Here is a 26,294-nt window from a genome sequence, read left to right as displayed (position 1 = left end):
TTAACTACTTTTTATTTACCGAAGCGCTGCCTGCATTTTATGAATATAATCATAAACATAAGGTTCTGCTTCTTCTAAATGTTCTTCAACCAGTCGAACAATCCCACTGCCGACGATAACGCCATCGGCCATATTGGAGAAATGAGCAACTTGTTGGGGGTGGCTAATTCCAAAACCAACTGCTACAGGAGTGGTTGTCACTTCTTTAATCTGTTTAACAAGTGTATCGATGTCAGTCGTAATATCTTGGCGAACACCTGTTACCCCCATTGAAGATACTAAATAGATAAATCCTTCTGCTTGCTTGGCAATTTCTTTAATGCGAGAGAGGGACGTTGGCGCGATTAAGGTGATCACTGCAATCCCGTATTGTTTTGCGACTGCCTTCACTTCTTCCTGCTCTTCGAAAGGAAGGTCGGGAATAATGATACCGGAAATACCGATCTCTTGACACTTGGCAAAGAAAGCATCATAGCCGTAAACAAAAACGGGGTTTAAATAGGTCATAAACACCATGGGAACATGCATCTGGTCTTTGATGCTAGCGACCATATCAAAAACATGATTCAAACGAACACCAGCAGCAAGCGCACGCACACTAGCATTTTCTACGACTGGTCCTTCTGCGATAGGATCTGAAAAAGGAATACCAATTTCAATCAAATCAGCTCCAGCTGCTTGAGACGCTAAAATATGCTTAGCTGACTGGTCAAGGTTGGGATCCCCCGCCATTAAATAAGTAATAAAGGCCTTTTTGTTGTGAAAAGCATCTTGAATCTTATTCATAAATATCTTCTCCTTTATAGCGCGCAATGGCAGCAACGTCCTTGTCACCACGACCAGATAGGCAAATAACGATGGTTTGGTCCTTGGACATAGTCGGCGCTAACTTTTGTGCATAGGCAACCGCATGTGATGATTCAATAGCAGGGATAATGCCTTCGATCTTAGATAAATATTCAAATGCCGCTACTGCTTCATCATCGGTAATCGCCTCATAGCTCGCCCGTTTGCTAGTATGGAGATGCGCATGCTCTGGCCCAATGCCAGGGTAATCTAAGCCAGCAGAAATGGAATAAACAGGCGCAATTTGCCCAAACTCATCTTGGCAAAACAGGCTCTTCATACCGTGGAAAATTCCGGTTGTCCCTTCAGCCATCGTTGCCGCGTGCTGTCCTGTTGATACTCCCTTCCCAGCTGCTTCACAACCAATTAAAGCTACTTCAGGATGGTCGATAAAATGAAAGAAAGCCCCAATCGCATTCGATCCGCCGCCGACGCAAGCTAATACAGCATCAGGCAATTTTCCTTCTTTTTCGAGCATACTTTCCTTAATTTCTCGGCTAATAATACTTTGGAAATCACGTACCATAGTCGGATAAGGATGCGGTCCCATCACTGATCCTAATACATAGTGAGTATCGTCAACGCGGTTCGTCCATTCGCGCATGGTTTCATTAACTGCATCTTTTAAGGTACGTGTTCCTTTCGTCACACTATTCACTTTCGCTCCCATCAACTCCATACGAAAAACATTTAACGCTTGTCTATCCGTATCTTCTTCTCCCATAAAAACTTCGCATTCCATGTTTAAAAGAGCTGCTGCTGTGGCTGTTGCAACGCCATGTTGACCTGCACCTGTTTCAGCAATTAAACGTGTTTTACCCATTCGTTTTGCTAATAGCGCTTGCCCAAGCACATTATTAATCTTATGCGATCCGGTATGATTCAAATCTTCTCGTTTCAAATAAATTTTAGCGCCGCCTAAGTCTTCGGTCATATTTTTAGCATAATACAAACGTGATGGTCGGCCTGCATAATCATTTAATAATTGTGTTAACTCCTCTTGAAATTCAGGGTCTTCCTTATAAAAATTGTAGGCTTCCTCTACACGGTGAATTTCTGTCATCAAGGTTTCGGGGATGTATTGTCCACCGAAATCTCCAAATCTTCCTTTTGTCATCTTGTTTGCTCCCTTACTTTTTCCACAAAATCTCGCATTTTTTGTGGATCTTTTTTGCCATCTGTCTCAACACCGCTACTGACATCAAGAGCAAATGGTTGAACAACAGCTAGTGCTGCTTGAATATTCTCAGTATTTAATCCTCCCGCTAAAAAGAATGGCTGCTTGTTAAATTCTGAAATAAGCCCCCAATCAAAGGCTTGCCCACTACCACCTCGCTCAACAGTTTCTGTATCAAACAAAAGGTAGTCAGCTGATTGACTACTCGCTTCAACTTTTTTACCGACACTAACGGCCTTAATAACGGGTATTTCTAATGCTTTTTTGAGTGTGTGGATATAGTTGTCGTCCTCGTCGCCGTGCAATTGTACGAGGTCAATCGTTCCTGCTTGAGCAATGTCAACAATTCGTGCATGCTCTTCATTCACAAATACCCCCACTGCTTGAATGGGCTTATTTAATAACTGACGAAGTCTATTGGCATGGTCTGGTAAAATAGAACGCTTTGATTGTTTTACGAAAATAAAACCGATGTAGTCGGGCTGACTGCGATTAGCAGCTTCTATATCTGCTTGCGTTTGTAGCCCACAAATTTTAACTTTAACCATTTAATCGCCTCTAAGTTCTTTAATTTTCGCTTTTTTGTCATCTGCCCGCATGATGGTTTCCCCAATCAAGACAGCATCGACTTTATTTGCTCTTAAACTGTCAATATCAGCTGCCGTTTGAATGCCACTTTCAGCAACAAAGATGATATCAGCTGGTGCATGCTGACGAAGCGAAATACTATTTTGGAAATCAACAGAAAAATCATGTAGCTGACGATTATTGACACCAACAATCCGGCTGCCAGCTGCAACCGCTGCTTGGACTTCCTCTTGATTATGAGCTTCTGTTAAAACGGATAAGCCAAGTTCAGTAGCTAAGGTAATATAGTCTGTTAATTGTTCATTTGTTAAAATCGCACAAATTAGCAAAATCGCATCTGCTCCGATTGCCTTAGCTTGGTAGATTTGATAAGGATCAATAATAAAGTCCTTACGCAAAATAGGAATTGAAACGGATCGACTAATTTCCGTTAAATAAGCATCGTGACCTTGAAAAAAGTCTGGCTCGGTTAAAACTGAAATAGCTGTTGCGCCTGCTTCTTCATAATCTTTAGCAATGGTCCGGTAGGGGAAATCTTCAGCGATCAATCCTTTTGATGGTGATGCTCGTTTGACTTCGCAAATAAAAGAAAGGTCTTTTTCTCTTAAGGCTTGTTCAAAGGCAAATGCAGGTCGATCAGGATAGGCTTGTTGTTTCAATTGTTCTAAGGGTAATGCTGCTTGCTCCTTAGCTAGCCGTCTTTTTGTTGCAGCTACTATATCATCTAAGATTGTCATGCCGATACCTCCGTTTTCAAAGACTGAGTTGCCTCAATAAATTGAAGTAGTTTAGCCTTTGCCTGCCCACTATCCAGTAAATCTTCTGCTAAGCGAACACAATCACGCAATGACAGATTTTCTTTGCCCATATATAAACAACAGGCTGCATTCATGACGACGATATCGCGACGAGGTCCTTTTTCACCCTCTAATATTTTTAGGGCAATTTGGGCATTCTCTTCTGGTTCGCCACCAATGAGAGCCGATAGATTGCTTCGTTCTAAGCCAAATTGTTCAGGCGTAATAAAGTAACTGGTCACGTTACCATTATTGACTTCACAGATGGTTGTTGTTCCCGTAATGGTAATTTCATCCAAACCGTCATGACCATGAACAACCATGGCACGTTTAACAGCTAATTTATTTAATACATTCGCCAAAGGTTCAACTAAATTCTCATCGTAAACGCCTAATAGCTGCAGGCTAGCTCCTGCTGGATTAGCTAGTGGCCCCAAAATATTAAATAACGTTCGAACACCTAACTGTTTTCTGACATGTGCCACATGTTTCATAGCAGAGTGATAAGCTTGCGCAATCATAAAACAAATATCCGTTTCTTGAAGAATTTGGGCACTTTGCTCTGCTGTTAAGTTAATATTCGCTCCCAACGCTTCTAAAACATCGGCACTCCCACACTTACTTGAAACACTTCTATTACCATGTTTTGCGACCGGTACGCCGCCTGCTGCAACAATAAACGATGATACGGTTGAAATGTTAAAGCTATTGAGCTCATCTCCACCCGTTCCTACGATGTCTAGAACATCTCGGTTCGTCTTTAGTTTAGTACTTTTCTCTCGCATCACTGCTGCACTAGCTGCTATCTCATCAATGGTTTCTCCTTTCATTCGCATAGCAGTCAAGTAAGCGCCCATTTGCGCATCCGTTGCCTGTCCTTCCATCATTAAATCCATGACAGCTCTAGCTGTTTCTGTCGTTAAATCTTTTCCAGAGAAAATAGCACTAATGGCCTCGTTAATCATCATTGACTCCCCCTAATTGAATGAAATTTTTAATCATTTGGCTACCTTGTTTCGTTAAAATTGATTCTGGATGAAATTGCAAACCATACAAGTCATGATCACGGTGCTTCACTGCCATGACTTCTCCATCCGTGCTCTCAGCAATGACCAATAAATCATCGGGCAAGGTGTGACGATCAGCAATTAGAGAATGGTAACGTCCCACTTCTAACAATGGCGGTAAGCCATTGAAAATAGGGCTGCCACTAGCAACATGAATGGTTGAGGCTTTACCATGAACAAGCGGCTTAGCATGAACAATATCCGCCCCATAAGCTTGGCAAATGGCTTGATGTCCTAAGCAGATACCTAATATCGGTACACGGTCTGCTAGTTCTTTAATCAAGTCTACGGATATACCAGCCTCCTCCGGTCGTCCAGGACCTGGTGAAATAACAATATGGCTAGGGTTTAGAGCAGCTAGCTCTTCAACAAGTAAGTCATCATTGCGAACGACTTTAATAGCTGTTTGGCTATGCTCTCCTAATAATTGGTATAAGTTATAAGTAAAACTGTCGTAGTTATCAATTAACACAATCATCTACTGTTCCCCCTGAGGAGCTAAAGCCGTCATCATTGCTCTAGCTTTGTTTTTTGTTTCTTGGTATTCGCTGGCAGGATCACTCTCAGAAACAATTCCCGCTCCTGCTTGAACAAAGACTTTGTCGTTCTTTCGAACAGCCATCCGAATGCCAATACACATTTCCATATTTCCCGTAAAGTCGATATAGCCTAACGCTCCGCCATAAGGACCTCTCTTTGTTTGTTCGAGCTGATCAATAATCTGGCATGCTCTTACTTTAGGAGCACCGGACAACGTGCCTGCTGGTAGAGCAGCCGCTAATACCTCAAGTGCCGAGACATCTGACCTAACTTTACCTTCTACTTTTGAAGAAATATGGCTGACATGAGAGAATTGCTTGATTTCACGATATTCTGTGACTTTCACACTACCGAACTCAGCTATTTTCCCAACATCATTGCGAGCCAAATCAACTAGCATATCGTGCTCTGATAATTCTTTTTCATTAGCTAACAATCCCTCTACTAGAGCCTTATCCTCAGCAGCGTCTTTCCCTCTTGGTACGGTTCCTGCTAATGGGAATGATGATACTTGGCCATCCCTTACCGACACTAACGTTTCAGGAGACGCACAGGCAATTTCTAAATCATCAAAGTGAAAATAAACCATGTATGGTGACGGATTGACGGTTCGCAATACCCGATAAGTTTGTAGTAAGCTACCCTCAAAAGGAGCTGAAAAACGATTGGAAACAACGGTTTGGAAAATATCGCCTTCGACAATATGGTGCTGAACTTTTTCAACCACTCGCTTAAAAGCTTCTTCCGTAAACAAGGGCTCGAACTCGCCTACTTTTTGCTTTAGGTCACTGTCCTTGAAGTCATTTGGTGTTAATAGCGTATCGGCCATATCTTTTAAGTCTTCTACAGCTTGTTGGTAATTAGCTTCTAGTTGATCTATTTTAATGTTGGCAATTAAGATCATCTTCTGGCGGAAATGGTCAAAGGCAATAACCTTATCCATAACCATCAGCTGGTAATCATAAAAGCCTTCGGGATTGTTGTCCGTTAATGTTAGACTCGGTTCCATATACTTCACACAATCATATGAAAAATACCCAACCAAACCTCCTGTAAATGGTGGCAAACCTTCGAGTTGTGGACTGTTATACTCTTGAAGGAGGTCTGAAATAGCGGCCATCGGGTCTTCTACTTTTTCTGTTGATGATTCAGCTAACGTTCGTTTCACTCTACCATCTGTGCAACTTAATACTAAGCTTGGGTTATAGCCTAAAAAGGAATAGCGACTCCAGTTGTCCTTTGTGACAACACTTTCCAGCAAGTAATAATGATCACTTTTTTTTCGAATATTATTTAATGCTTGAATGGATGTTGTTTGATCCGCAAACATCTCATAGGCAATTGGAATCACGCTGTATTCACTGGCTAATACTTTTGCTTCTGCTAACGTCGGTTTTATCATTACTAACACTCCCTTAAATCAAAATAAAAAACCCGCCCATGACTAATGAAAGTCAAGGACGGGTTTTGTTTATCACAAATCCGCGGTACCACCTTGTATTTACAGACACGACTGCCTGTACGCTCTGCAGGATACAACCATATCCCTCGCAACTGACGTATGCGTCACGTCGCAGAATACTCAGAAGCGATTGCTTCCTTTGACTGCGCCCTCCGTGGTCCATTTGATGCACTGCGTTGTGCGAGGCTCTCAGTAACCCTCACTCCCTGTAACTGCACGTTACACCGTTATCTCCACTTCTTCGGTTTTTATGCTTATGTAATTGTTTATTAGTATACGGTAATTTTTTTCAGAGTCAAGCGATAAATGATAAAAAGATGAGAAAAATAATCATTTACACATTTTTAAACAGCTGTCTGGAAATACTTCGGTAGCATTTGTTGGCGTTTATCAATGACAATAGAGCTGTCTTCAATCCCATTCTGTCTCAGTGTTAGAATCATATTGATGATAAATTCGTCACTACCAATCACATAGTAAACGGCATCTTTTTGCTGGCAAGTTTGATTGACCATACCGTAAAAGTCTTTTCTGCACTCGAACCAATGATTCGATAAACAGCCATTGCAAAATTGATCGAGTTCCTCTTTAAAAATAAATTCACCACTTGAATCAATGGTAATATTTTGAATAGTTGGAATATCTGATCGTTCTTTCATTAAGGAAATGATTAGCGGTCTAACCGCTGCAATCCCTACTCCCATTGTTAACAATACCACTGGCTTATGACTTTCTTTCAATGATAAATGAGAGACTGTTTTAAATAAAATCAGTTCATCACCAACAGTTAATTCAGCTAAACGCTCTTTAAATTCCGACGAACACTTGGTTCTAGTCGTAAAAGCGATATGGTTCTCACTCGGTAAACTGCAAATCGACATATGCCTTACCCACCCTTTATTTGGACTATCGCCTTCATCAAAGCCGACTAATCCAACGTGTGTCATGGCACCTGCTTCCCAATTAAAATCCTCTGGTTTTTCCAGAATATATGTTTTTGTTCCTTGTGATTCATCTATAATATCGACTATTTTTAGTCTGTGTTTGATCATGTCAATCTCCCCTTTCAGCAATGGAAAATGAGATAAAATTAAAATACGATTAAAAATAATTATATCAAACATTTTAAAAAATGGAAGAGGGAGGACTGATTATTCCACGTCTATCAAGCTTAATCCGTCTTCTTTTAGTTCATAAACGACATCACAGACTTCTCTTAGAAACAAACGATCATGAGAAATAGTGATGATTGCCCCTTGAAAATCACGACAAACTTGACGTAGTTCTGGCTGAGACAATGGTGAAAAGTTACGCGTCGGTTCGTCTAAAAGCAGGACATTTTTACCTAAGAGATCTATTTTTAGTAAAAAGAGCTTGGCTTGCTGACCACCAGATAACTCTGCTATCGGATGGGTCATCTCTTCCCTTGTAAACCGCATACTAGCCAAATAAGTCATGATTTGTGTTCTTTCCTCACTATCACCACTTTCTGTTAAAAAAGCAATCGGCGTCTGAGACAGGTCAAACTCATCTTGATAGGCTTGTGGCATATAAGCTGCAGCTATGTCAGGACGGTCTTTTAATTTTCCCCACATGAGTTTTAATAAGCTACTTTTACCAATACCATTTTTTCCTACAATTCCTACTTTTTGCTTTCCTCTTAGTAAAAACTGAACAGACTGGATGAGTGTATGACCATCCGGTGTTTGGACCATCTCATCTTCAAGTCGTAAAATGATTTTCCCATCAGCGAGTGGCTGAGTATGAGAAAACTTAAGTAGAATAGCATCTTCTGTAATCGGAATATCTTCAAACTGATCGGATTCTCGTTCAAATCGCCTTCCCATGGCCTTTACGCTATGCATTTTCTTCTTCAGCAAGCGTGCACCTGCTGGGTTTTGACGGCTGATGGTTTCTTGTTCATGGTGAACGCGGCTTTCAATTTGACGATACTTAGCCATCTTCTTCTCGTGCTCTTCACGTTGTTTGAGGGCTAAATCACTTTGTTTTTGAAATTTATTTTGTTTTTCGGTCATATAATCTTGATAGGACAAGTGTGAAACAGTCGCAACGGCTACCGTTTTATGGCGCAATTGTTCAAGATGAATGACTTTAGTAGCAGTGGCTTGAAGAAAGGCTTCATCGTGAGAAATATAAATGACTGTCAGTGGTGTTTGCTTAATAAAATTTTCCAACCAAGCTAATGTCTCCAAGTCTAAGTCATTTGATGGTTCGTCTAATAAGAGTAAATCGGGATTCAGTGCTAGCTGTTTCAGTAGCTGAACTTTTATTTTTTCACCGCCTGATAACTCGGCTAGCTTTTGTTTTGACGTCAGGCGATCGGCGTCAAAGCCTAGCTGACTAGCCAGTTGGTAGAGCAAGCTAAAATCCATTTCTAAAACATCGTCTTGATTAAAATAGTAGTCTTCTAAAGTTAGATTAAATAGTGGCTCTGGCAAACTTTGAGGTAAGTAAGCCAATCTACTAAAGTGGTTAATTTTTTGACCTTCAGCTTTGATATAATCATTAATTTTTGAGTCATCCATCAACCATTTTAATAGGGTTGATTTGCCATTTCCTTCCTCGCCAATAATGGCTAACTTATCGCCTGGATTAACGACAAACGACAGATCACGAACAAGATCTTTTAAATCCTTTAAATGGTGTAGGGTTAGGTGATTAACGTGTAACATAAATAAAACCTCCTTAAAACAATAAAACCGTCCACAGCTTTCTGTGGACGGTTTTATACAATCACTTTTAAGTAGGCGGAATAAGACCTTTATTCCTAGGCTGCTTGAAAATGGTTTGCTATCTAAAAAACCGTGACAAAGAAAGCTGCTCGGTAAGCAGTTTTTCTTCTTCAATTACCGATTTATTAGATAGTGTACATTTACACACAACCTTCCCTTTATTTGCCTTGATTATAACAAGACAACATTTATCATGCAAGCACTTCCAACTTCTAAAGAGGCCGTACTTGATAACGAAGGACTGTTTTTAAATTCTCAGCCTTTGTCCTTCTAAAATCAGATAAGTAAATTTCTTTATGTCTCAGTGATAAACGTTCATAGCCTTGTTCTGCTGCGTAGGCATCCATTAGGTCAAAGGTTTCCTGTTCCGTCTCATATGGTCCAATGTGTAGCATCTGCAAACACAAGCCATCCGTTAAAGACTCAAACTTTACCTCATCAATATGCTGAACTTTATTTTTAGCTTTGACTGTTTCCATAGCATATTGGATGGTTTCAGCTGTTACAAATTCTGGCTGTCTAATCATGATCTTATAACGTAAGTCATCTTTTTCCCATTGGTCTTTTTGACGACCCTCTAATGATAAATCCCAAACACCTTCCAAAGGATAAACAGTGTATTCAAAGTAATCGTCTGGCACATACATGGTTTTGTTCATCATCCGAATAGCATACGATAAGGCATACAGCACTTCAATTCGCTCAGAAAAATCGCTACTATTGGGATTGCCGCTACCCGTAATCGTAAAAAAATGCTGAGTTGGCACATCAATTAATTCCGGTTTACGCTTTGGCATATAAATGCCTTTTTCATGCTTACGCCATTCGTGCTTCATGCTAATCCGCCTCTTTTCGAGCTTTAGTTACTTATTATTTTACCTTAAATCAGACTAAATTGGCAGTTTAATCTGCTGTCGCGTTTTCTTCTGCGATGGCAGATAAATTTTGGACTACGCCAACTAAATCTTCATTTTTTACTTTGATTTCATTCGAAGACTCTTGCAGTTTCCCTACTACCTGTTTATTTTTTTCGATTGCTGTCGCAATATTCTCAAACTTAGACCTAGTATTTTCTACAATTTCGCCTTGTTGGGTCAACATATTTTTGGTTTCAGTCATCACTTCGACACTGTTTGTTGACGTGTCTTTCAATTCCTTAATAACTTGTTTAATCACTTCGTTAAAGCCTTTTGATTGTTCTGCTAATTTTTTAATTTGTTGGGCAACAACCGCAAATCCCTTGCCGGCTTCTCCTGCGCGGGCAGCTTCATAAGTATGTTCAATGGCTTCATTGACCTGACCGTTAATAAATGTCGTTAGTTCTATCAAATCAATTAATTCTTTTAGGACTTGGAATCCTTCATCTTTAGTTGCTTCCATAACATCGGTTGAATCAACTAATTCTGTTAAAATCATAAAATTATCTTCTACAATCCCACTAATATATTCAACACTCTCTGTCGCATGTTGCGTATCAATAGCTTGCGAGGTTGCGCCGCCAGCAATATTCTCAATCGCTATAGCAATTTCATTTGAGCTTGTAGAACTCAATTGTAAGGTCATTCTTTCATCTACAGAATGTAAGATGAGATTTCTTGAATAATTAAATGTTGTCACACTCATTGCAGTTATTGCAATTAATATAGCTGGTATAATCAGCATCAATAAATTAAAACTTAACTTTGGCAATACACGTTTCTTAGTCATTTCCCTCTCTCCACTTCTCCCTAAAAACCTTAGCGACATGACGATATAGTTTATATCGGTATAGTTACAATATTGTTTAAGTAAGAAAGGAGAAATGTCGAGTGAGCCTCAAAATTTACGCCAGTCGACAGTTCACGCCATAATAAAAGGCATCAAGAAGTTTTTTACCTTCCTAATGCCTTCATTTTAATATTCAAATGATAAATCGGTAATGCCATCCAATACTTTCGCATAGCGTTCGCTATAGTAGCGTGCCATTGGCAAGTTTTGATCCAAGTAGTTACCACAATCGCGAGCAGCTGCTCCTGGAATTTCTCCCTCAAAGCTCGCCGCAAATTGGAATGTTTCTTTCAGTAATTGTAGGACATCAGCTGGTTGAACAGCTTCTGTTAAAATTAAATAAAAGCCAGTACGGCAGCCCATTGGTCCAAAGTAAATCACATCATCTTTAAAAGTTGGATGATTTCTTAAGAAGGTTGCTCCAATATGCTCGATCGTATGAATCTCTGCTGTATTCATAACCGGTTCAAAGTTTGGTGCTGTAAAACGTAAGTCGTATGACTTAATCGTTTGTCCACCTACTTTATCCTCACGAGATAAATAAAGGCCTGGCTTTAGGTTTAAATGATCGACTGTAAAACTTGCAATTTTTTCCATGTTAAATCGCTCCTTTTTTGTTGTAGATTTGGTTTAGATAGTAAAAAAATACCCATCCCTTTGCCTATCAACTATTGATAAACAAAGGGACGGATACTTCCGTGTTACCACCCTTATTCACAGTTGCTTAAAATCAACTGCCTCATTGATTCCGCTCAAAAAAGCTGAAATCTGACAAGATAACGGTTGCTGCCGTATAAGTAGCGTAAACCACTTATATACTCCGAGTTCATCTTCACTGCTTTTATCACTGCCCTTTTCCACCAGCCGGGCTCTCTCTATGTGATGCGTGCAGTTACTCTTCTCTTCACTGTATCAACTATGATTAGTGAAACTTTATCATTGTTTTCTAATGTCGTCAATAGCTTTTAGTGAACCTTTTGCACTCTGCCGACAATTCCATTTTCCAGCATCACTTTAATGCCGTGCGGGTGGTTAGGTGATTTGGTCAATAATTTAGCAACCACACCTTCTGTCAGTTTGCCGGTACGTTGGTCTTGTTTTTGAACGACGCTAACGTGAGCGCCAATTGTAATATCTGCTCGTTTTTTTCCATCCATGTTATCTCTTCCTTTCAAAAAGACAGCTGGGCAACAGTTGCCCAGCCATTCTCGCTTCTCTTATAAATCTAATTCAATCAATAGTGGTGCATGGTCTTGACGGGTGCCAGAATCAATAACTTCTGAACGCAATACTTTGTCAGCAATACGATCACTCACAAGGCTGTAATCAATTCTCCAGCCTGAGTTATTGATTTTACTCGTTTTGACGCGCTGCGCCCACCACGTATAAGCACCTTCGATGTTTCCGTGTAAGTGACGGAAAGAATCGGTGAAGCCACGAGCAAGTAAGTTAGTAAACCCTTGACGCTCTTCATCGGTAAAACCAGCTGAAAAGTGGTTACGGTCTGGATGAGCCAAGTCGATTTCCTTGTGGGCAACGTTAAAATCGCCCATCGCCACTACTGGTTTTGTTTGGTCTAATTGTGCTAGGTAATCAGCATATTTTTCATCCCAAATTTGACGATCTGCTAAACGAGCCAATTCATTTCCTGCATTTGGTGTATAAACTTGTGTAACGAATAAATCGTCTAATTCAAGCGTAATCATACGGCCTTCACAATCCATGGTTGTAGGTGCCCCAATTTCTGGGAAAGTGATAATTGGGTTTAATTCTTTTTTATATAAAAATAAAGTTCCTGCATAACCCTTACGAGCTGGCTCAACCGAACTACGCCAAACTGATTCGTAGGCTGGTGCTAAGTCGGCTAGTACTTCTGTATGTTTTTTCGTTAAACCTGCCGCTGATAATTTTGTTTCTTGTATGGCAACCACATCTGCGTCTAAGGCAATGATGTGCTTGAACGTTTCGCGTGTTAATAAAGCACGTGCTGAATCGCTAGTTAAACCAGCATTTAATGAATCAATATTCCAAGAAATAAACTTCATGTGTTTCTCCAATCTATGTTTAAATGTGATACTTATATACTACTTTATTTTAAGCCTGCAAGCTAGAAGTTCGGCTTAAAAGACGATCGGTGCCACCGCATTTTGTAAGGCAGCCACAATACTCCAACCAGCAATACGTGGTGTGCGCGAATAAATATTCAATTCAGTCTTGATTTCATCGCCTTCGATTTCAATTTTATAATCATCACCGACAAAATCAGGGACGACATCGATGTTTAAGGTTGTTTGGTCTGGACCAGCGCTGGCTAGTGCCGTCGCAACAGCAACATTATAGTGGAACGGCAATTGTTGAATCGCTTCGGTCGTTGAACCGGTAAAGGCACGCTCTGGTTCTGTAATAAAGGGATAGTGTGACTTAAATAATGGTGAATAAAATAAAGAACGGATTGATTTTTTAGACGTCATCGTTGCCTTAATAGGACTCATCAAAGCAGCGGTCCTTAAAACATCAAAACCACCGACAGCACCACTAGCAATATAGACGCGCTTACCTGTTTCTCTAGCTGTTTGTTGAACACTTTGATAAAGGTCTGCATCCGCAAAAGCACCTGCTGTCACCACAACTAAGTTTGATCCACTTCTTAAAACGTGTTCACTGTAATCTCGAACTGCTTGAGGAGACGCCGCCTCTGATGTAAAGTCAGGTTTTAAAGCCATTAATTCCTCAATTGTTGCACAAGCTTGGCAATTAAAATGTTCTGCAAAGGTGCGCGTGCGTTCGTCGCTTCGTCCTAAAACGCCAACTAATTCAAATTCTGGCAACAAGCCATCTTGATAGGCCTGAGCTACAATCCCATTTAAATGACCCGGTCCAATCAGTGCTAATCGATACTTTTCCATCTCTGTTTCCTCCATCATTGCTTTTTATTAACATATTGAAAGACAACATTCAGTTTATCAGATTCCGTGACAGACCTCAATAGATGGTTAGAAGTAGTGGTTGCTTCTAGTGTGAGATACAGGCTGTCAAAATCGGCTGTATCTCACACTAGAAGGTGGAAATGTAAGATACAGCATAGCTCTAGCGACTTGTATCTTACATTTTGACTGCTCAATGTAAGATACAGCACTTTTTTATAAGCTGTATCGTACATTACGATAAAAAGAAGCTGGGATTTCATCCCAGCTTCACCTTACTATACTGTTTCTTTCGTTAAATATTTTGCTTCGAAGGCATCTAGCAATGCGCGTGCTTCATCAGTTGTTTGAGTATCCATCAATTGGATTCTCAAATCATTAGCACCTCTAAATTCACGCAAGTAAATTTTAAAGAAGCGACGCAATGGTTTAAACAAACGCGGATTAGCTGCCGAATGTTCATCAAACAACTCTAAGTGGAATCGCATCAAATCAATCAGTTCTTTTGGACTATGGTCTTTTGCTTCTTTTTCAAAAGCAAATGGATTTTGGAAAATACCGCGGCCAATCATGACGCCATCAACACCGTATTTTTCAACTAGTTCAAGCCCTACTTGGTAGTTAGGAATATCACCATTAATGGTTAACAGCGTCTGTGGCGCAATCTCGTCACGCATTTTCTTAATTTCTGGAATCAATTCCCAGTGAGCGTCAACTTGGCTCATCTCTACTTTTGTACGAAGATGGATGGATAGGTTGGCAATATCTTGTTCCAACACATGACGCAACCATGTTTTCCATTCGTCAACTTGAGCATGCCCTAGACGTGTTTTCACACTAACGGGTAATCCACCAGCCTTAGCTGCTTGAATCAGTTCAGCTGCTACTTCAGCACGACGGATTAGACCAGCGCCACGGCCATGTTTAAACACATTCGGTGCCGGGCATCCCATGTTCAAGTCGACACCTTTAAAGCCCATTTCAGCCATACCGATACTCATTTGTTTAAAGTATTCTGGTTTGTCTCCCCAAATGTGTGCCACAATCGGCTGTTCGTCTTCTGTAAACGTCAAACGACCTCGCACACTTTCAATGCCATCTGGGTGGCAGTAACTTTCACTATTTGTAAATTCTGTAAAATAAACATCAGGAGCTGCCGCTTTAGCAACCACATGACGGAAAACCACATCAGTCACATCTTCCATTGGTGCTAAAATAAAAAATGGACGTGGTAGCTCTTGCCAAAAATTCTCTTTCATAGTCAATTCCCTTCATCCTTACTCTTATCTAGTCAAAATGAAAAAGCAGGTCTAAGATCTGCTTTTCCCAAAACATATCGAACGTATCGTCTGCAACATTTCTTCAATGACTTATATTAGCACAATCTTGTCTGTTAGAACAGAAATAAGTGCTATTTTTAGCAGACTCTCATCCACTTTTAAAAAGAAAGCAGGTTTGCAATGACTTGACTCAGCGTAAAAAAGTAGACAGATGTATCGAAGTGCGATATACTATTTATACATCGTAGCTCGATACATCTAGACTCGATACAAAAAATGAGGTGACCTTAATGGATCAACGACTGAAACGCATTTATATACCAATGACTGAATCCAGTTTCTATATTTTGTACTGCCTACAAGAAGAAATGCACGGCTACAGTATTGGCAGTAAAATAGAAACACTGACTGGAGGCGATATGACAATTAGCCCCGGCACCATGTACGGTAGCTTATCAAAAATGGAAAAAGACGGACTAATTCGCTTTATTCGAGAAGAAGAGAAACGAAAAATTTACCATATTACCGAACTCGGAAAAACTTTCTTACAAAAAGAAATTAGCCGTATTGAGCGGCTCTACCAAAATAGTAAAGGAGTTGTTACTCATGCCAAACCTATTGAAGTCTTTTAAATTTTTTACTATTGCTGATTATGAAAAAGAGGAAGCCTATCTCTCACAAATGAGCAAAAAAGGCTACCAGCTTAAAGCTGTCCAGTTTCCGGGAATTTATACCTTTGAGAAAGCTGATGCAGAGCCTTACGCTTACAGACTGTATTTAAGAGATGCTAAAAAAGAAGATTTTGACAGTTACATCCAACTTTTCACAGATAGCGGTTGGGAGTATGTGACTGAGTTTGCGACTTTTTCATACTTCAAAAAACCATTAAGCGATAGCAACACAGAATTATTTTCAGACAACCAATCGCGGCTAGATATGGTCAAAGCTATTTTTTATAGTCGGATGTTACCAATATTGGTTATATTTACAGTCATTATCGTGCCTAACACCAATCTGTTGTTTCAGCGTGTTCATTTTGGGGGAAGTGGTGTAATTAACGTTTTATCCCTATTCCTATTAGCCCTCTATCTGCTCTATGTCATTATCATTATCTACTGTGGGTTCGGTTTATACCGTTTAAGTAAACGATATACCGAGCAATAATAAAGTAGCGCCAGCCTTCTCGCTGGCGCTAATTTCATTTATGATAAACCATTTCCGCAAACTGGCCGTATTAGTTGACCTTTTTAATTTAAATCGTTTCAAGTCTTCTTTTTGTGTAATACATAATTATCCGTTGTCGGATAAGACTGATCAATCTCTAGATGGTGCATGAACGGTGCCGCTTTTTCTCTTGTATTCAAATGGAACACCTCATCTATTATTTGTCTTTATTATACGATCTTTTATATTATTTTAATAAGAAAAGCGGACAAGTCCGCCTTGGCCTATGAAAAAATAGGAAATTTGACCCTGAATGAGCAGCGAAGCGCGCAATGGGGCAAATTTATCTTTTTTTCACTAGGTCAGGACTTGGGAGCTAGACATTGATGGCTGAACTTATAATCCCCTAGTCTATAAAAAAACCTTGCAACTGTCCGGTAGACAATTGCAAGGTTTTAAAGGATTATTTAAATTCTTTTTCGTAAGCAAGCAAGGCTTCTGTTTCGTCACCTGTTGTTGAACGAACAGAGTAAACAATATTCAAGAAATGTTCAGATACACGTTGTAGCGAGAATAAAACAGAGTATATGTTTTTCGATACTTCGACTGAACAAACGCCTGAGTTCAGACGTGCAACGTGCTCTTTACGTGTTGCAGAAATCATTTTAATAATTTTCTTCTGAAGCTCTGCTACATCTTGGAAGTTTTCAACTTCACGCGTTTTCAAGGTGTCGAAGCCTAAATCGAACATATCAGAGATATTTCTGTAAATCTCTTGTAATTCCTCTTTCGTCTGTTCTGAGAAGGATAGCTCACGTTTTTTCAAATCGTTAGTATCTTTAAATAGTAACATCGCATAGTCACCAATACGTTCAACGTCATTGGCAACGTGGTGTAAACTACCGATTAAAGCTTCATCATCAGCAGATTGTGTTGCAGATGAAATTTTAATAAAGTAGTCTGCAAGTTGATTTGTTAAGAAGTCAATGCGGTCTTCTACTTCATTAATTTTTTTCTTTTCGCTCGTATCACCGTTGATTAATGCTGAAAAGGCACGGTTCAAGTTTTCTTTTGATAAAACAGCCATATCAAACAATTCCATTAAAGCTTGCTCGATTGCAACTGTTGGTGTTTTCAAGAAACGTTCGTCGATATACTTCAACTCTTGACTGTCTTCTTTTTTATCTTTGATCATTTTATTAACCAAGTTAACGAGTGGATCTAAGAAATAAAGTAAAGCAAGTGTGTAAATCGTATTGTAAATCAAGTTGAATGTTGCCAAGCTAAATTGAGGTTGAGCTGGGAACATTCTTTCAAAAACGGAAACAATTGGTGCTCTAAAAATTATTAAAATAATAGTAAATGAAATTGCCCCAATCAAACTTGTTAGTACGTGGAATAAGGCAATGCGTTTTCCTTTAGCATTTGTTGTTAGTGATGCCATAATCCCATCACTACATGTTCCAATGTTCGCTCCCATAACAAGGAAGAATGATTGGTCAATGTTTTGAATAACGCCAGTTGCTAAAAAGGCAATAAAGATACCTGTTGCTGCTGAAGACGATTGGATAATCGCTGTAAAGAGAATACCTAAAATAACAAGTAAAATCGGTTGTTGCATAATTTCAAATTTAAAGACTTTAGACAGTTCAATACTCAATATTGAATCAGTACCGCCGATAGCTGATTCCATTACTTCCATACCGATAAATAACATACCAAATCCGATTAGAAATGGCGCAATTTTATTTAGCTTTTCATTTTCAGTTGAGAAAATAATCAAAACTCCCACGAAAGCGAAAGCCGCAAATACAGAACTGATACTAAAGCCACCCTTGCTAACACCTGAAAGAGCAAAGATAAAGGCTGACAACGTTGTTCCAACTTTTGATCCTAAGATAAAGCCAGCACCCTGCTTCACAGATACAATACCTGCATGGGCTAAACCAACTGTCATAATTGATGTTGCGGAAGACGATTGAACAAGTGCGGTGGCACCAATACCGATACCGTAGTTCACTGTTCTGTTTTTGTTAATTTTCTTGAAAATATTTCTAATTCCGGATCCTGCGCTCTGTTCTAAACCATTACTCATTTGCTTCATACCAAACATAAATACGGCAACGCCGCCTAGCATAAGCAGTACATCCATTAAAATTTCCATTGTATTTCTCCCAATTTCCCTTCTTGATTTCCTATTTTTTTACACTTCGTTTCGTTTTTCTAAAAGCACTACGCACTCCACATGTGTCGTATGCGGGAATTGATCAACCGGCTGAACCGTGATCAACTCATAACCAAAATCTCTTAACCATGTTAAATCATCGGCTAAACTCTTTGGACTACAAGAAATATAAACAACCTTGTCCGTCCCAAAGCGAGCAATACTTCGCATCACTTTTCCACCAGCCCCACTTCTGGGTGGATCTAATACGAGTAAATCTGGGAATCCCCATGTTTCTTTTAAGTCGATCAATCCTTGGCGGGCATCACTTACCACAAAATAGGTGTTGTCCAATCCATTGTCGGTCGCATTTCGTCGTGCAGATAAAATTGAATTTTCCACAATTTCAATACCTGCGAGTTCTTTACTTCTTTCGGCAAGCGGAAGACTAAATGTCCCCACCCCACAGAATAAATCTAGGACGCGCATATCTTTGTTAACGTCGGCCATTTCTAGTGCCAGTTCAACTAGTTTTTCAGCTTGAACGGGATTGGCTTGGAAAAAGGTATCCGGCCAAATGCGGTATCGGAAACCATTTAATTCGTCATTCATATAGTCTCGGCCATGTAACACATAAGTGGCATCGGCTTGGACACGTTCTGTAGCTGAGGCATGTTCAATCCATTGTAGGCTGACTAGATTGGAGAACTGATTCGTTAAGCGATCAACCAAGTCATCCACTGCTGGTTGAAGTTCAGCTGGCTTTTTCGTTGCATAAATAACAACCATTAACTCGTCTAGCGCAAAGGAATAGCGCAGCAATAAATTACGCAATAGACCCTCTTGTTCGATTTTGTCATAACCAGGTAATTGGTGATGATGTTGCCACTCACTAACGATTTGCTTTACCTCAATCATCATTTTAGGCGCCAAAATAGAATCCTCCAAGTCAATCACTCGGCGGAAATTACCTTGTTGAAAGAGTCCGAGCTCACCATTTGAGCCAAAGGTAAACTCCATCTTGTTTCGATAGCGGTTTGGTTCATCCATACCGATAATCGGTTTAACAAGACTTGTATCGAATTTTTTTTCAGCTAAGTAGTCTTTTACCATATCCATTTTATAAGTAAGTTGATCCTTATAATGCATATACTGTAACGGCGTACCGCCTGGAACAAACTTATCCGTTGGAACTGCTAAATTCCGAGACGGACCTGGCTTCAATAATTCATCGTACTCAACGACTGCTTTACCACGACCTTTTGCGTTGTCAATTGTTACACGAACGACATCTCCTACCACAACATTGGTCACATGAATATGTAAACTTTTTCCATTGGACCCTCTGTCAGGTGGGTGGATATGACGGGCATAACCGTAACCATCTGAATTAAGTTTCTGAATTGTAATATCAAGTACTTCTGCTGGATAACGCTTCTTTTCCATTTATTCACCTCAAAGGTTTGTTGTACGACTAAATCTTTGAACTGACACACAGTCATTCATGTAAATTTCTCAATCTTGTTTATTATACTAAAAAAGAATACAAATCACTATAATATTTACATGAGAGAATGAAAAAAATCACATTCGCTTGGACAAGATTGCTTATTTGGCTAGTCATGATAGCTTTTAGTGGTTAATTTAGCCATTAGAGATGTGGCAAAATTATTATGCTTTTTTTCTTAGGATTGCACAGGTGTTAGGTTTTTCAGAGAATGGATGGGTCTTTTTTAAACTCCAGATCAAGCAAAAACCCCATTCTATTTTTTCTAGGATAGGGTTTAACAGCTCATAATCTATTGAAATAAAATCATTTAAGTTCTCTGCCATGGTTGGATGGGGAAAGACTTGATTGACTAGAGCTTTTGCAAGTATGTGATGATCCATGATGTATAAAACCATCGTGTTGCTAAAGGTGTGAAGCGACAGTTAGCATAAATTAATAGTAGCGCACCAACAATCAGAAAAATAATAGCAGCAATAATGACATAACGGCTCCTTTTTTCATTTTGTTTCACTCCTTAAAGGTGGTGTGACTAATTCATTGGGTTAGTTGACTTCCCATACTTATCTTCTAAGAATGCAATCGTAGCAAGTATTAATTTTTCTAGTGCATCAGTGTTTATATCGGAGAGTCGCTTAGCGTAGATGCATGCTTTTCCCATTTTAAATTTACCCAGATTTTCTAATAAATACTCGTGCTCTGGATTTCCTGTAAAGACATATAAGGAGATGGCGGCTTTGCGAGGGGAAAATGCCACTAATGGCCAATCGCCTTCTTGTTTGCTGCGGTCAGACTTATAATGGTACGTTCCAAATCCAATCATCGACTCACCCCACAACTTAGGTGGATAGCCAGTCACTTTTTGCATAAATTTCACTAGTTCAAAACTATCCTCACGCTTTTGTTGGGTGTTCGCGAAGGTGGTGATAAATTCATGAACATCTCCATCATTTTCCTTAGTTTTTAACTCTGCCATGTTAATTCCTCCTCTGTCTGTGTTAAGTCTATTGTAAAGCAGCACAAGGTTAACAACAATGAATAGGATTGTTGGTATCGTAGAATTTGAAAGTCCTTTTCGGTTTCAACTTCCGTTCAAACTAGCAAAACCCTCTTTTGAAAGCTATTTTTTACTTTCAAAGGAGGTTTTGATGTGTATTTCCGTTTTTGAAAATGGAATTCTGTTTGCAAGAGAGGTTTTTAGCTCAAATTCCGCTTTTGCAAATGAAAATCTGCTTGCAAAGAACGTTTTTCCGCATAGAGACACAAAACCATCCCAAATCTTTTTGGGATGGTAAAATTTTTATTTTTCTACGCGTGCTAGTGCGACTACGGTTTCCACGTGGAACGGACAATGCCGTGAATAACAACAGTACAGGGGAACAAATCCACCCTCTATGTGTGCGGGAACATATCGACCAAATAAATCTGAAAAACTGTCAGATAATTTTGCATTCCATCTGCAAGTCATAGGGCTCGTCCTCTATGCAGGAAGCAATGGGATCAGCACTCCGGCGGAAGCCTATTGCGGTGTAAAAACGAATTGTTTCTTCCGCACTGCAGCAGGAAGCATATAAAGCATGCGCCCCCCGTTTTAAGGCTTCTTGCCTGGCAGCATCAAGCAAGGCGCGTCCTATTCCTCGACGGCGATAATCTGAAGAGACATGAAAACTGTCGATAATCAGGCGGTCTTTGTTCAGTCGTGGAAGTAGCATAATCTCGCCAACTACTCGATTTCCTTCAAAAGCACAGTAGGTCACATATTGCCCGCTGAGAATCTCCTCTGCTTTTTCAATGCGGCGTTCATCATCCCAGTCTTCAGTAAAGGGATTGTAAACCAATCTCAGCTGACCATCTTTTAGACGGTATACATTCTTCACTTCTTGATATCGCCTAAAATCATTAAGAGAATTGCGACCGAAATTGTTTTTATCAGCAAGTTTTATTTCCAATGAATTTATCCTTTCTTACGAATATATTGTATGTAGGCGTAGGCTCATTTCCTATTTTCTTGACAAAAGAACTACCGTCTCCACATGCGGTATCACATTAGTCTTATACAATTTAACAAAACTAATTCTCTAGGGGGTGAATTTAGAATTTTTTACCCCTTTTGATTACACTTACATCGTTAAGTACCTTTTATTTTCACGTTATAAATAATCAAATTCATATTGTAAAAAATATTAATCTTACTTATTGTAATATCTATCACAATAATTCTCAATATATTTCATAGCATTCTCTGTCCCATTTTCTTTAGATAGAGCACTTTTTATATCCTGAGCCTTTTGCTTTACTTCAGCTTTTTCTAATTCTTTAAATCTGCTAATTAGTTCTTCAGTTGTAACTTCAATTTCTTTTATGGGTTTTAAAGCATATCCTAACTTATATAGTCTATTTGCCCAAAAAGGCTGATCCACTGCAAAAGGTATAATTATTTGTGGATTGCCACTTTTTAATGCAGCTGCCATCGTTCCAACTCCACCATGATGTATTATTCCTTTAGCTAAAGGAAATAACAACGTATGCGGAGCCGCTTTTATTGTTAAAATCTCTTCTTCCTTTTCAAAAGTAATTCCACTATTACCCGCTATAATAATTGCACGATTATCGGTTTCTTTTAGTGCCTTAACTAATTTCTCCTTGAATAGATCTGGTGACTTCAGGGGCATGCTGCTAAAGGAGATTACAATGGGTTCTTTTCCCAAATTAATAAACTTAAGTATTTCTTCCTCAAGTACTTCAATTTCCGTATCAAGATAGAAAAATCCTGGTAAATACACTTTATCTGCCCAACTTTTCACATCTTTAAATAAATACGAACTAATAGGATAGATGATAGGTATCTCTCTACCATCAATGTTAAATGTGTACTCACCACTTTTTCGCTTAGGTAAGTTTAATGTTTTCTCTCTAAAATCATTTACTTCCTTAATACTAGCACTTTCTGCCTTATCCATTACTTTATATGTTAATTTATTAATGACTTTACCCAAGTTTCTGGTAGGTGATATTGCTAGATTCGGAAACTCTTCAATTGGATAGGTTATTGGAACGGGCGGCATACTGATACAAGGAATGCCTAAAAACTTTGCTATATCAGGCGCTCCAAAAGCTTTCGGATGATAAATAATTATATCTGCTCCTTGTGCACTTTTATAAAAGTCATCTAATGTTTTTCTAAATGCTGGATTCACTACATCTTTTAAATAGCGCTTAGTCTTTATGGGGTGTTTCAAAGCATCATTAAATACCATTTTCCCTTCTTCAGTCTCAAGCATAGCCATCAAATCACTTGTAGCCGCTTCAAACGCAACACCATTTCCTTCAATAAAATGTTGAAAACTTTTCCCGGTACATATTACTGCACTATGCCCTTTTGATATTGCGGCTTTTGCTAGGGCAACATAAGGTTGCACATCCCCTCTTGAACCAAGTGTAAATATTGCTATTCTCATAAAAATTCCTCCTTATATACAGACTGTTTTAATACTTTCGCCCATCTCTTATATTTCCCCATAATATCATCCAATTCAACTTTTTCATTTAACTTTAATCTATTGGATAAGTAGCCATCCAGTAATAGTATCAACATTTCTATTATTTGTTCTGGTTTTATATCTTCTTTAAATTTTTTAAGTTCTATATTGCTAAAATACTTTTTAATTGTGTCTTCTGCCAAATTAACTGTATCCAAATTTATTATGTTCTGAACGAATTGTTGGTCAGAATTACGGACTTTAGCTAAAAAATCTATCAAATATGGATTCTCAGCAAAGAAAATACATTTGTTTTCTATTACTATTTCTAATTCTTCAAAAAAATCAGTTTTATTAGATAAGTCAATTCTAAAGACTTTACTGGTTATTAGTTCCTCTGCATAATTATATAAAAACGCAAATATGTTTCCTTATTCTTGAAGTAATGAAATAATACGCTCTTAGATATCCCAGCGCTTTTCGCTATATCTTCTGTAGATGCTTTTTTATATTCAAATCTTGCAAAATATTTAATGCCTGCATTAATTATATCCATCTGCTTTTGTGATTCTAACTGATAAAATCTTTTATTCATACTTCCTCCTATTGACCAAATCGGTTAATCTATGCATATAAGTATAGTTCGTTGACTATTCTTTTCAAGGCCCTAATTCTTTAAAACTATATGCTCTAAGTAAAAATAGTTTTTATTGTTTGTTCATTATGGTCTATTGTGTTTAATAAGATATCTAATCTGCCTTTAGCACTAAACTTCACCCTTTTGATAAAGGTTTTGACCCCACGGAGTAAGTTTTTGTCACCCCCTTATGCTCTTGCCAAATCAGTTATATAAGGGGGTGTTTTTTTATCTACATAAATAATTATGGAAAACCTATGCCTTAACTAAAATATCCTTAGTTCGGCGTAATAGTTAGACCACCTACACAAAAATTCTCTCAAACTCTTAGTCTGAGAGACATAAACGCACTTAAATATTTTCGGTTCTATAATATATGGTGTTAGTGAATCGAAATGTGATATGCTCCCCCTAAAGTAGACACTTAAAAAAGTAAATCTACTTTAGGGGGATTTTTTATGCGTTCAAATAGTAGACATGCAACTGAAGAAATCGAAAGATATATTTTGATGTATCTTAAGGAAGGATTCAGTTTCAAAGAATTAAAAGAAGACTATGGCTTATTAGTTAATTGGACGTCCTTTAGGGATAAAGTCTTAAGATATCAAGAACATGGTATTAATGGGATTCAAGTCAAATCTAAGTCTAATAAATATAGTAAAGAATTTAAGGACTTAGTCGTGAAAGAATATTTAGAAGATAGATTACCTATAGGTCAGCTAGCTGTTAAATATAATATACCAAAAGTTAATACTATTCGGAGCTGGATAAATAAGTATACTAAAGGGGAAGAAATTATGAGTTATTCTCCAAAATCCGAGGTGTATACGATGATAGGTAAAAAATCCACGCACGAAGAAAAAATCAAAATAGTCCAAGACTGCCTAGCCAATAATTTGTCTTATAAAGAAACTGCTGAAAAGTATCAGGTATCCTACAATAACGTGTATTCATGGGTTAAAAAATATAAGAAGCATGGTCCTGACGGACTAGTGGATGGACGAGGTCGAGGGAAACCAAACTCTGTTCAAACGGAAGAAGACAGAATCAGGGCTGAAAATGCGGCCTTGAGAGCACGAAATGAGTATCTAGAAACGGAGAACACGGCGTTAAAAAAGTTAGAAGAAGTGGAAAGAGAGTTGATATTACGCAAACGAGGTATGAAGCAGAATACCAAACAATTAAGAAATTACAAAAAGAAGGATTCAAATTAATCCATCTCTGTCATGCTTTAGGTGTGAGCAGAGCTGGTTATTATAAGTGGCTGAAACGCAAGCCGACTGTGGCGGAAAAACGGCTGAGAAAGCTTGTTGAATTAATCCTTCAAGTCTATAAAGAGCATAAAGGTATTTATGGTTATCGTCGAATCACGATTTACTTAAATCATTTCTTGAACGCTAAAGTAAACCATAAGTGTGTCTGTCGTTTGATGAATTTACTGAACTTGAAAGCCGTTATCCGTCGGAAGCGCTACGCCTACAAGCGCCACAACCCGTTACATATCGCTGAAAACATCCTCAATAGAGAATTTGAGAAGGAATATCAATCGATGGAAGTCTTATTAACCGATGTGACAGAATTTAAGTATGGAGAAAACAGCAAAGCTTATCTTAGTGCTATATTGGATTATGGCGAAAATAAAATCGTGGCCTTAAAACTATCTAAACACAATAACAACGCCTTAGTTCGTGATACATTCCAGCAAATAGTAGATGATATTGTACCAACCCAAACACTTATTCATAGCGATCGAGGATATCAATACACGTCATACGGCTTTAATGATTTTGTGAAGAAACATCAACTCACCCACAGTATGTCTCGTGTGGGAAAATGCATTGACAACGGTCCAATGGAGAACTTTTGGGGCATTATCAAAGAAGAAATGTATCGGCTGAAGACTTATATGAGCTTTGAAGAATTAGAGCGTGATATTGAACAATATATTGGTTTTTATAATACCCAACGGGTGACATTAAAAATGGACTTAAGCATTCCGGCATAAAAAAACCATGCATGAAAAGTATCATACATGGCACAAAGATTTTGTTTATTTACCTGTCTACTTGACAGGGGGCAGTTCATTCGATTCACCAACACCATATATTATAGAACCAAAAAACCATCCCAAATCGCTTTGGG

27 protein-coding genes and 1 other annotated feature are annotated in these 26,294 nt (G+C 38.7%); of the genes, 4 read left to right on the top strand and 23 right to left on the bottom strand.

From position 1 onward, the window contains the following. Positions 1 to 15 precede the first annotated feature (15 nt). The 16 genes from trpA to G7057_RS07645 all read right to left on the bottom strand — a co-directional run bounded on the left by trpA (position 16) and on the right by G7057_RS07645 (position 15,180). Positions 16 to 786 (bottom strand): tryptophan synthase subunit alpha, encoded by a 771-nt coding sequence (gene trpA, locus G7057_RS07720; protein WP_166162536.1) that lies wholly within the window; start codon positions 784 to 786, stop codon positions 16 to 18. Beyond that, a complete protein-coding gene (trpB, locus tag G7057_RS07715) occupies positions 779 to 1,963 on the bottom strand; it encodes a tryptophan synthase subunit beta (RefSeq protein WP_166162534.1) in 1,185 nt (394 codons plus the stop codon). Before trpB ends, trpA begins: the two co-directional genes overlap by 8 nt. After that, positions 1,960 to 2,571: a phosphoribosylanthranilate isomerase gene (locus tag G7057_RS07710; protein WP_166162532.1), complete on the bottom strand. Its 612-nt coding sequence runs from the start codon at positions 2,569 to 2,571 to the stop codon at positions 1,960 to 1,962. Before G7057_RS07710 ends, trpB begins: the two co-directional genes overlap by 4 nt. Further along, positions 2,572 to 3,348, bottom strand: coding sequence for an indole-3-glycerol phosphate synthase TrpC (gene trpC, locus G7057_RS07705; protein ID WP_166162530.1), 777 nt, complete (start codon positions 3,346 to 3,348; stop codon positions 2,572 to 2,574). It abuts the gene before it with no gap. Then, positions 3,345 to 4,373 (bottom strand): anthranilate phosphoribosyltransferase, encoded by a 1,029-nt coding sequence (trpD, locus tag G7057_RS07700; protein ID WP_166164161.1) that lies wholly within the window; start codon positions 4,371 to 4,373, stop codon positions 3,345 to 3,347. The genes trpC and trpD overlap by 4 nt, the downstream gene beginning before the upstream one ends. Continuing rightward, a complete protein-coding gene (locus tag G7057_RS07695; protein WP_166162528.1) occupies positions 4,366 to 4,953 on the bottom strand; it encodes an anthranilate synthase component II in 588 nt (195 codons plus the stop codon). The genes trpD and G7057_RS07695 overlap by 8 nt, the downstream gene beginning before the upstream one ends. After that, positions 4,954 to 6,417, bottom strand: coding sequence for an anthranilate synthase component I family protein (locus G7057_RS07690; RefSeq protein WP_166162526.1), 1,464 nt, complete (start codon positions 6,415 to 6,417; stop codon positions 4,954 to 4,956). Positions 6,418 to 6,821: 404 nt separating this feature from the next. Continuing rightward, entirely contained in the window at positions 6,822 to 7,529 is a 708-nt protein-coding gene (locus G7057_RS07685; RefSeq protein ID WP_166162524.1) for a ferredoxin--NADP reductase, read from the bottom strand. Positions 7,530 to 7,628: 99 nt separating this feature from the next. Beyond that, positions 7,629 to 9,170: an ATP-binding cassette domain-containing protein gene (locus tag G7057_RS07680; RefSeq protein WP_166162522.1), complete on the bottom strand. Its 1,542-nt coding sequence runs from the start codon at positions 9,168 to 9,170 to the stop codon at positions 7,629 to 7,631. 272 nt (positions 9,171 to 9,442) lie between these two features. Next, positions 9,443 to 10,066: a GyrI-like domain-containing protein gene (locus G7057_RS07675; RefSeq protein WP_166162520.1), complete on the bottom strand. Its 624-nt coding sequence runs from the start codon at positions 10,064 to 10,066 to the stop codon at positions 9,443 to 9,445. Between the two features lie 67 nt (positions 10,067 to 10,133). Continuing rightward, positions 10,134 to 10,937: a methyl-accepting chemotaxis protein gene (locus tag G7057_RS07670; RefSeq protein WP_166162518.1), complete on the bottom strand. Its 804-nt coding sequence runs from the start codon at positions 10,935 to 10,937 to the stop codon at positions 10,134 to 10,136. A 186-nt stretch (positions 10,938 to 11,123) separates the two neighbouring features. Further along, positions 11,124 to 11,594 (bottom strand): S-ribosylhomocysteine lyase, encoded by a 471-nt coding sequence (locus tag G7057_RS07665; RefSeq protein WP_076767192.1) that lies wholly within the window; start codon positions 11,592 to 11,594, stop codon positions 11,124 to 11,126. An 82-nt stretch (positions 11,595 to 11,676) separates the two neighbouring features. Beyond that, positions 11,677 to 11,914, bottom strand: a binding site (T-box leader). Positions 11,915 to 11,962: 48 nt separating this feature from the next. After that, on the bottom strand, positions 11,963 to 12,154 hold the full coding sequence (locus tag G7057_RS07660) for a YwbE family protein (RefSeq protein ID WP_076767193.1): 192 nt from the start codon (positions 12,152 to 12,154) through the stop codon (positions 11,963 to 11,965). Between the two features lie 60 nt (positions 12,155 to 12,214). Further along, positions 12,215 to 13,042, bottom strand: coding sequence for an exodeoxyribonuclease III (locus G7057_RS07655; protein WP_166162516.1), 828 nt, complete (start codon positions 13,040 to 13,042; stop codon positions 12,215 to 12,217). Between the two features lie 75 nt (positions 13,043 to 13,117). After that, positions 13,118 to 13,903: an aspartate dehydrogenase domain-containing protein gene (locus G7057_RS07650; RefSeq protein WP_166162514.1), complete on the bottom strand. Its 786-nt coding sequence runs from the start codon at positions 13,901 to 13,903 to the stop codon at positions 13,118 to 13,120. A 296-nt stretch (positions 13,904 to 14,199) separates the two neighbouring features. Further along, positions 14,200 to 15,180, bottom strand: a complete 981-nt coding sequence (locus G7057_RS07645; protein WP_076767199.1) for a tRNA dihydrouridine synthase — start codon at positions 15,178 to 15,180, stop codon at positions 14,200 to 14,202. Positions 15,181 to 15,491: 311 nt separating this feature from the next. Between G7057_RS07645 and G7057_RS07640 the strand changes: the two genes are divergently transcribed. Together G7057_RS07640 and G7057_RS07635 are read left to right on the top strand one after the other, a co-directional pair. Further along, positions 15,492 to 15,833: a PadR family transcriptional regulator gene (locus tag G7057_RS07640; protein WP_076767201.1), complete on the top strand. Its 342-nt coding sequence runs from the start codon at positions 15,492 to 15,494 to the stop codon at positions 15,831 to 15,833. Next, complete coding sequence (locus G7057_RS07635; protein ID WP_076767203.1) at positions 15,808 to 16,365, top strand: DUF2812 domain-containing protein; 558 nt, start codon at positions 15,808 to 15,810, stop codon at positions 16,363 to 16,365. Before G7057_RS07640 ends, G7057_RS07635 begins: the two co-directional genes overlap by 26 nt. A 463-nt stretch (positions 16,366 to 16,828) precedes the next feature. Here the strand turns inward: G7057_RS07635 and G7057_RS07630 are convergent, their stop codons facing one another. The 7 genes from G7057_RS07630 to G7057_RS07600 form a co-directional block, all read right to left on the bottom strand. Continuing rightward, positions 16,829 to 18,529: a Na/Pi cotransporter family protein gene (locus G7057_RS07630; RefSeq protein WP_166162512.1), complete on the bottom strand. Its 1,701-nt coding sequence runs from the start codon at positions 18,527 to 18,529 to the stop codon at positions 16,829 to 16,831. Positions 18,530 to 18,568: 39 nt separating this feature from the next. Further along, the gene (gene rlmD / locus G7057_RS07625) at positions 18,569 to 19,975 is read right to left on the bottom strand and encodes a 23S rRNA (uracil(1939)-C(5))-methyltransferase RlmD (protein WP_166162510.1); all 1,407 of its coding nucleotides are present in this window, start codon (positions 19,973 to 19,975) and stop codon (positions 18,569 to 18,571) included. A gap of 593 nt (positions 19,976 to 20,568) precedes the next feature. After that, positions 20,569 to 21,012 carry a DUF1801 domain-containing protein gene (locus G7057_RS07620; RefSeq protein ID WP_166162508.1) on the bottom strand — a complete coding sequence of 148 codons (444 nt, stop codon included), beginning with the start codon at positions 21,010 to 21,012 and terminating at the stop codon, positions 20,569 to 20,571. 460 nt (positions 21,013 to 21,472) lie between these two features. Beyond that, positions 21,473 to 21,985 carry a GNAT family N-acetyltransferase gene (locus G7057_RS07615; RefSeq protein ID WP_166162506.1) on the bottom strand — a complete coding sequence of 171 codons (513 nt, stop codon included), beginning with the start codon at positions 21,983 to 21,985 and terminating at the stop codon, positions 21,473 to 21,475. A gap of 240 nt (positions 21,986 to 22,225) precedes the next feature. Then, on the bottom strand, positions 22,226 to 23,494 hold the full coding sequence (locus G7057_RS07610; protein ID WP_166162504.1) for a glycosyltransferase: 1,269 nt from the start codon (positions 23,492 to 23,494) through the stop codon (positions 22,226 to 22,228). Further along, positions 23,491 to 23,796, bottom strand: a complete 306-nt coding sequence (locus G7057_RS07605) for a hypothetical protein (protein ID WP_166162502.1) — start codon at positions 23,794 to 23,796, stop codon at positions 23,491 to 23,493. Before G7057_RS07605 ends, G7057_RS07610 begins: the two co-directional genes overlap by 4 nt. Before the next feature lie 107 nt (positions 23,797 to 23,903). Beyond that, positions 23,904 to 24,110, bottom strand: coding sequence for a TetR/AcrR family transcriptional regulator (locus G7057_RS07600; protein WP_166162500.1), 207 nt, complete (start codon positions 24,108 to 24,110; stop codon positions 23,904 to 23,906). A gap of 500 nt (positions 24,111 to 24,610) precedes the next feature. On the opposite strand from G7057_RS07600, the gene G7057_RS07595 reads away from it, so the two are divergent. Together G7057_RS07595 and G7057_RS07590 are read left to right on the top strand one after the other, a co-directional pair. Next, complete coding sequence (locus G7057_RS07595; protein WP_166162498.1) at positions 24,611 to 25,366, top strand: helix-turn-helix domain-containing protein; 756 nt, start codon at positions 24,611 to 24,613, stop codon at positions 25,364 to 25,366. Continuing rightward, positions 25,297 to 26,157 (top strand): IS3 family transposase, encoded by an 861-nt coding sequence (locus tag G7057_RS07590; RefSeq protein WP_166164159.1) that lies wholly within the window; start codon positions 25,297 to 25,299, stop codon positions 26,155 to 26,157. Before G7057_RS07595 ends, G7057_RS07590 begins: the two co-directional genes overlap by 70 nt. Positions 26,158 to 26,294: the final 137 nt, after the last annotated feature.

Source organism: Jeotgalibaca arthritidis (assembly GCF_011100465.1).
In the GTDB taxonomy this organism is placed as follows: domain Bacteria; phylum Bacillota; class Bacilli; order Lactobacillales; family Aerococcaceae; genus Jeotgalibaca; species Jeotgalibaca arthritidis.
The sequence above is the reverse complement of the archived record's forward strand: the minus strand, read 5'-3'. Positions and strand labels throughout refer to the sequence as shown.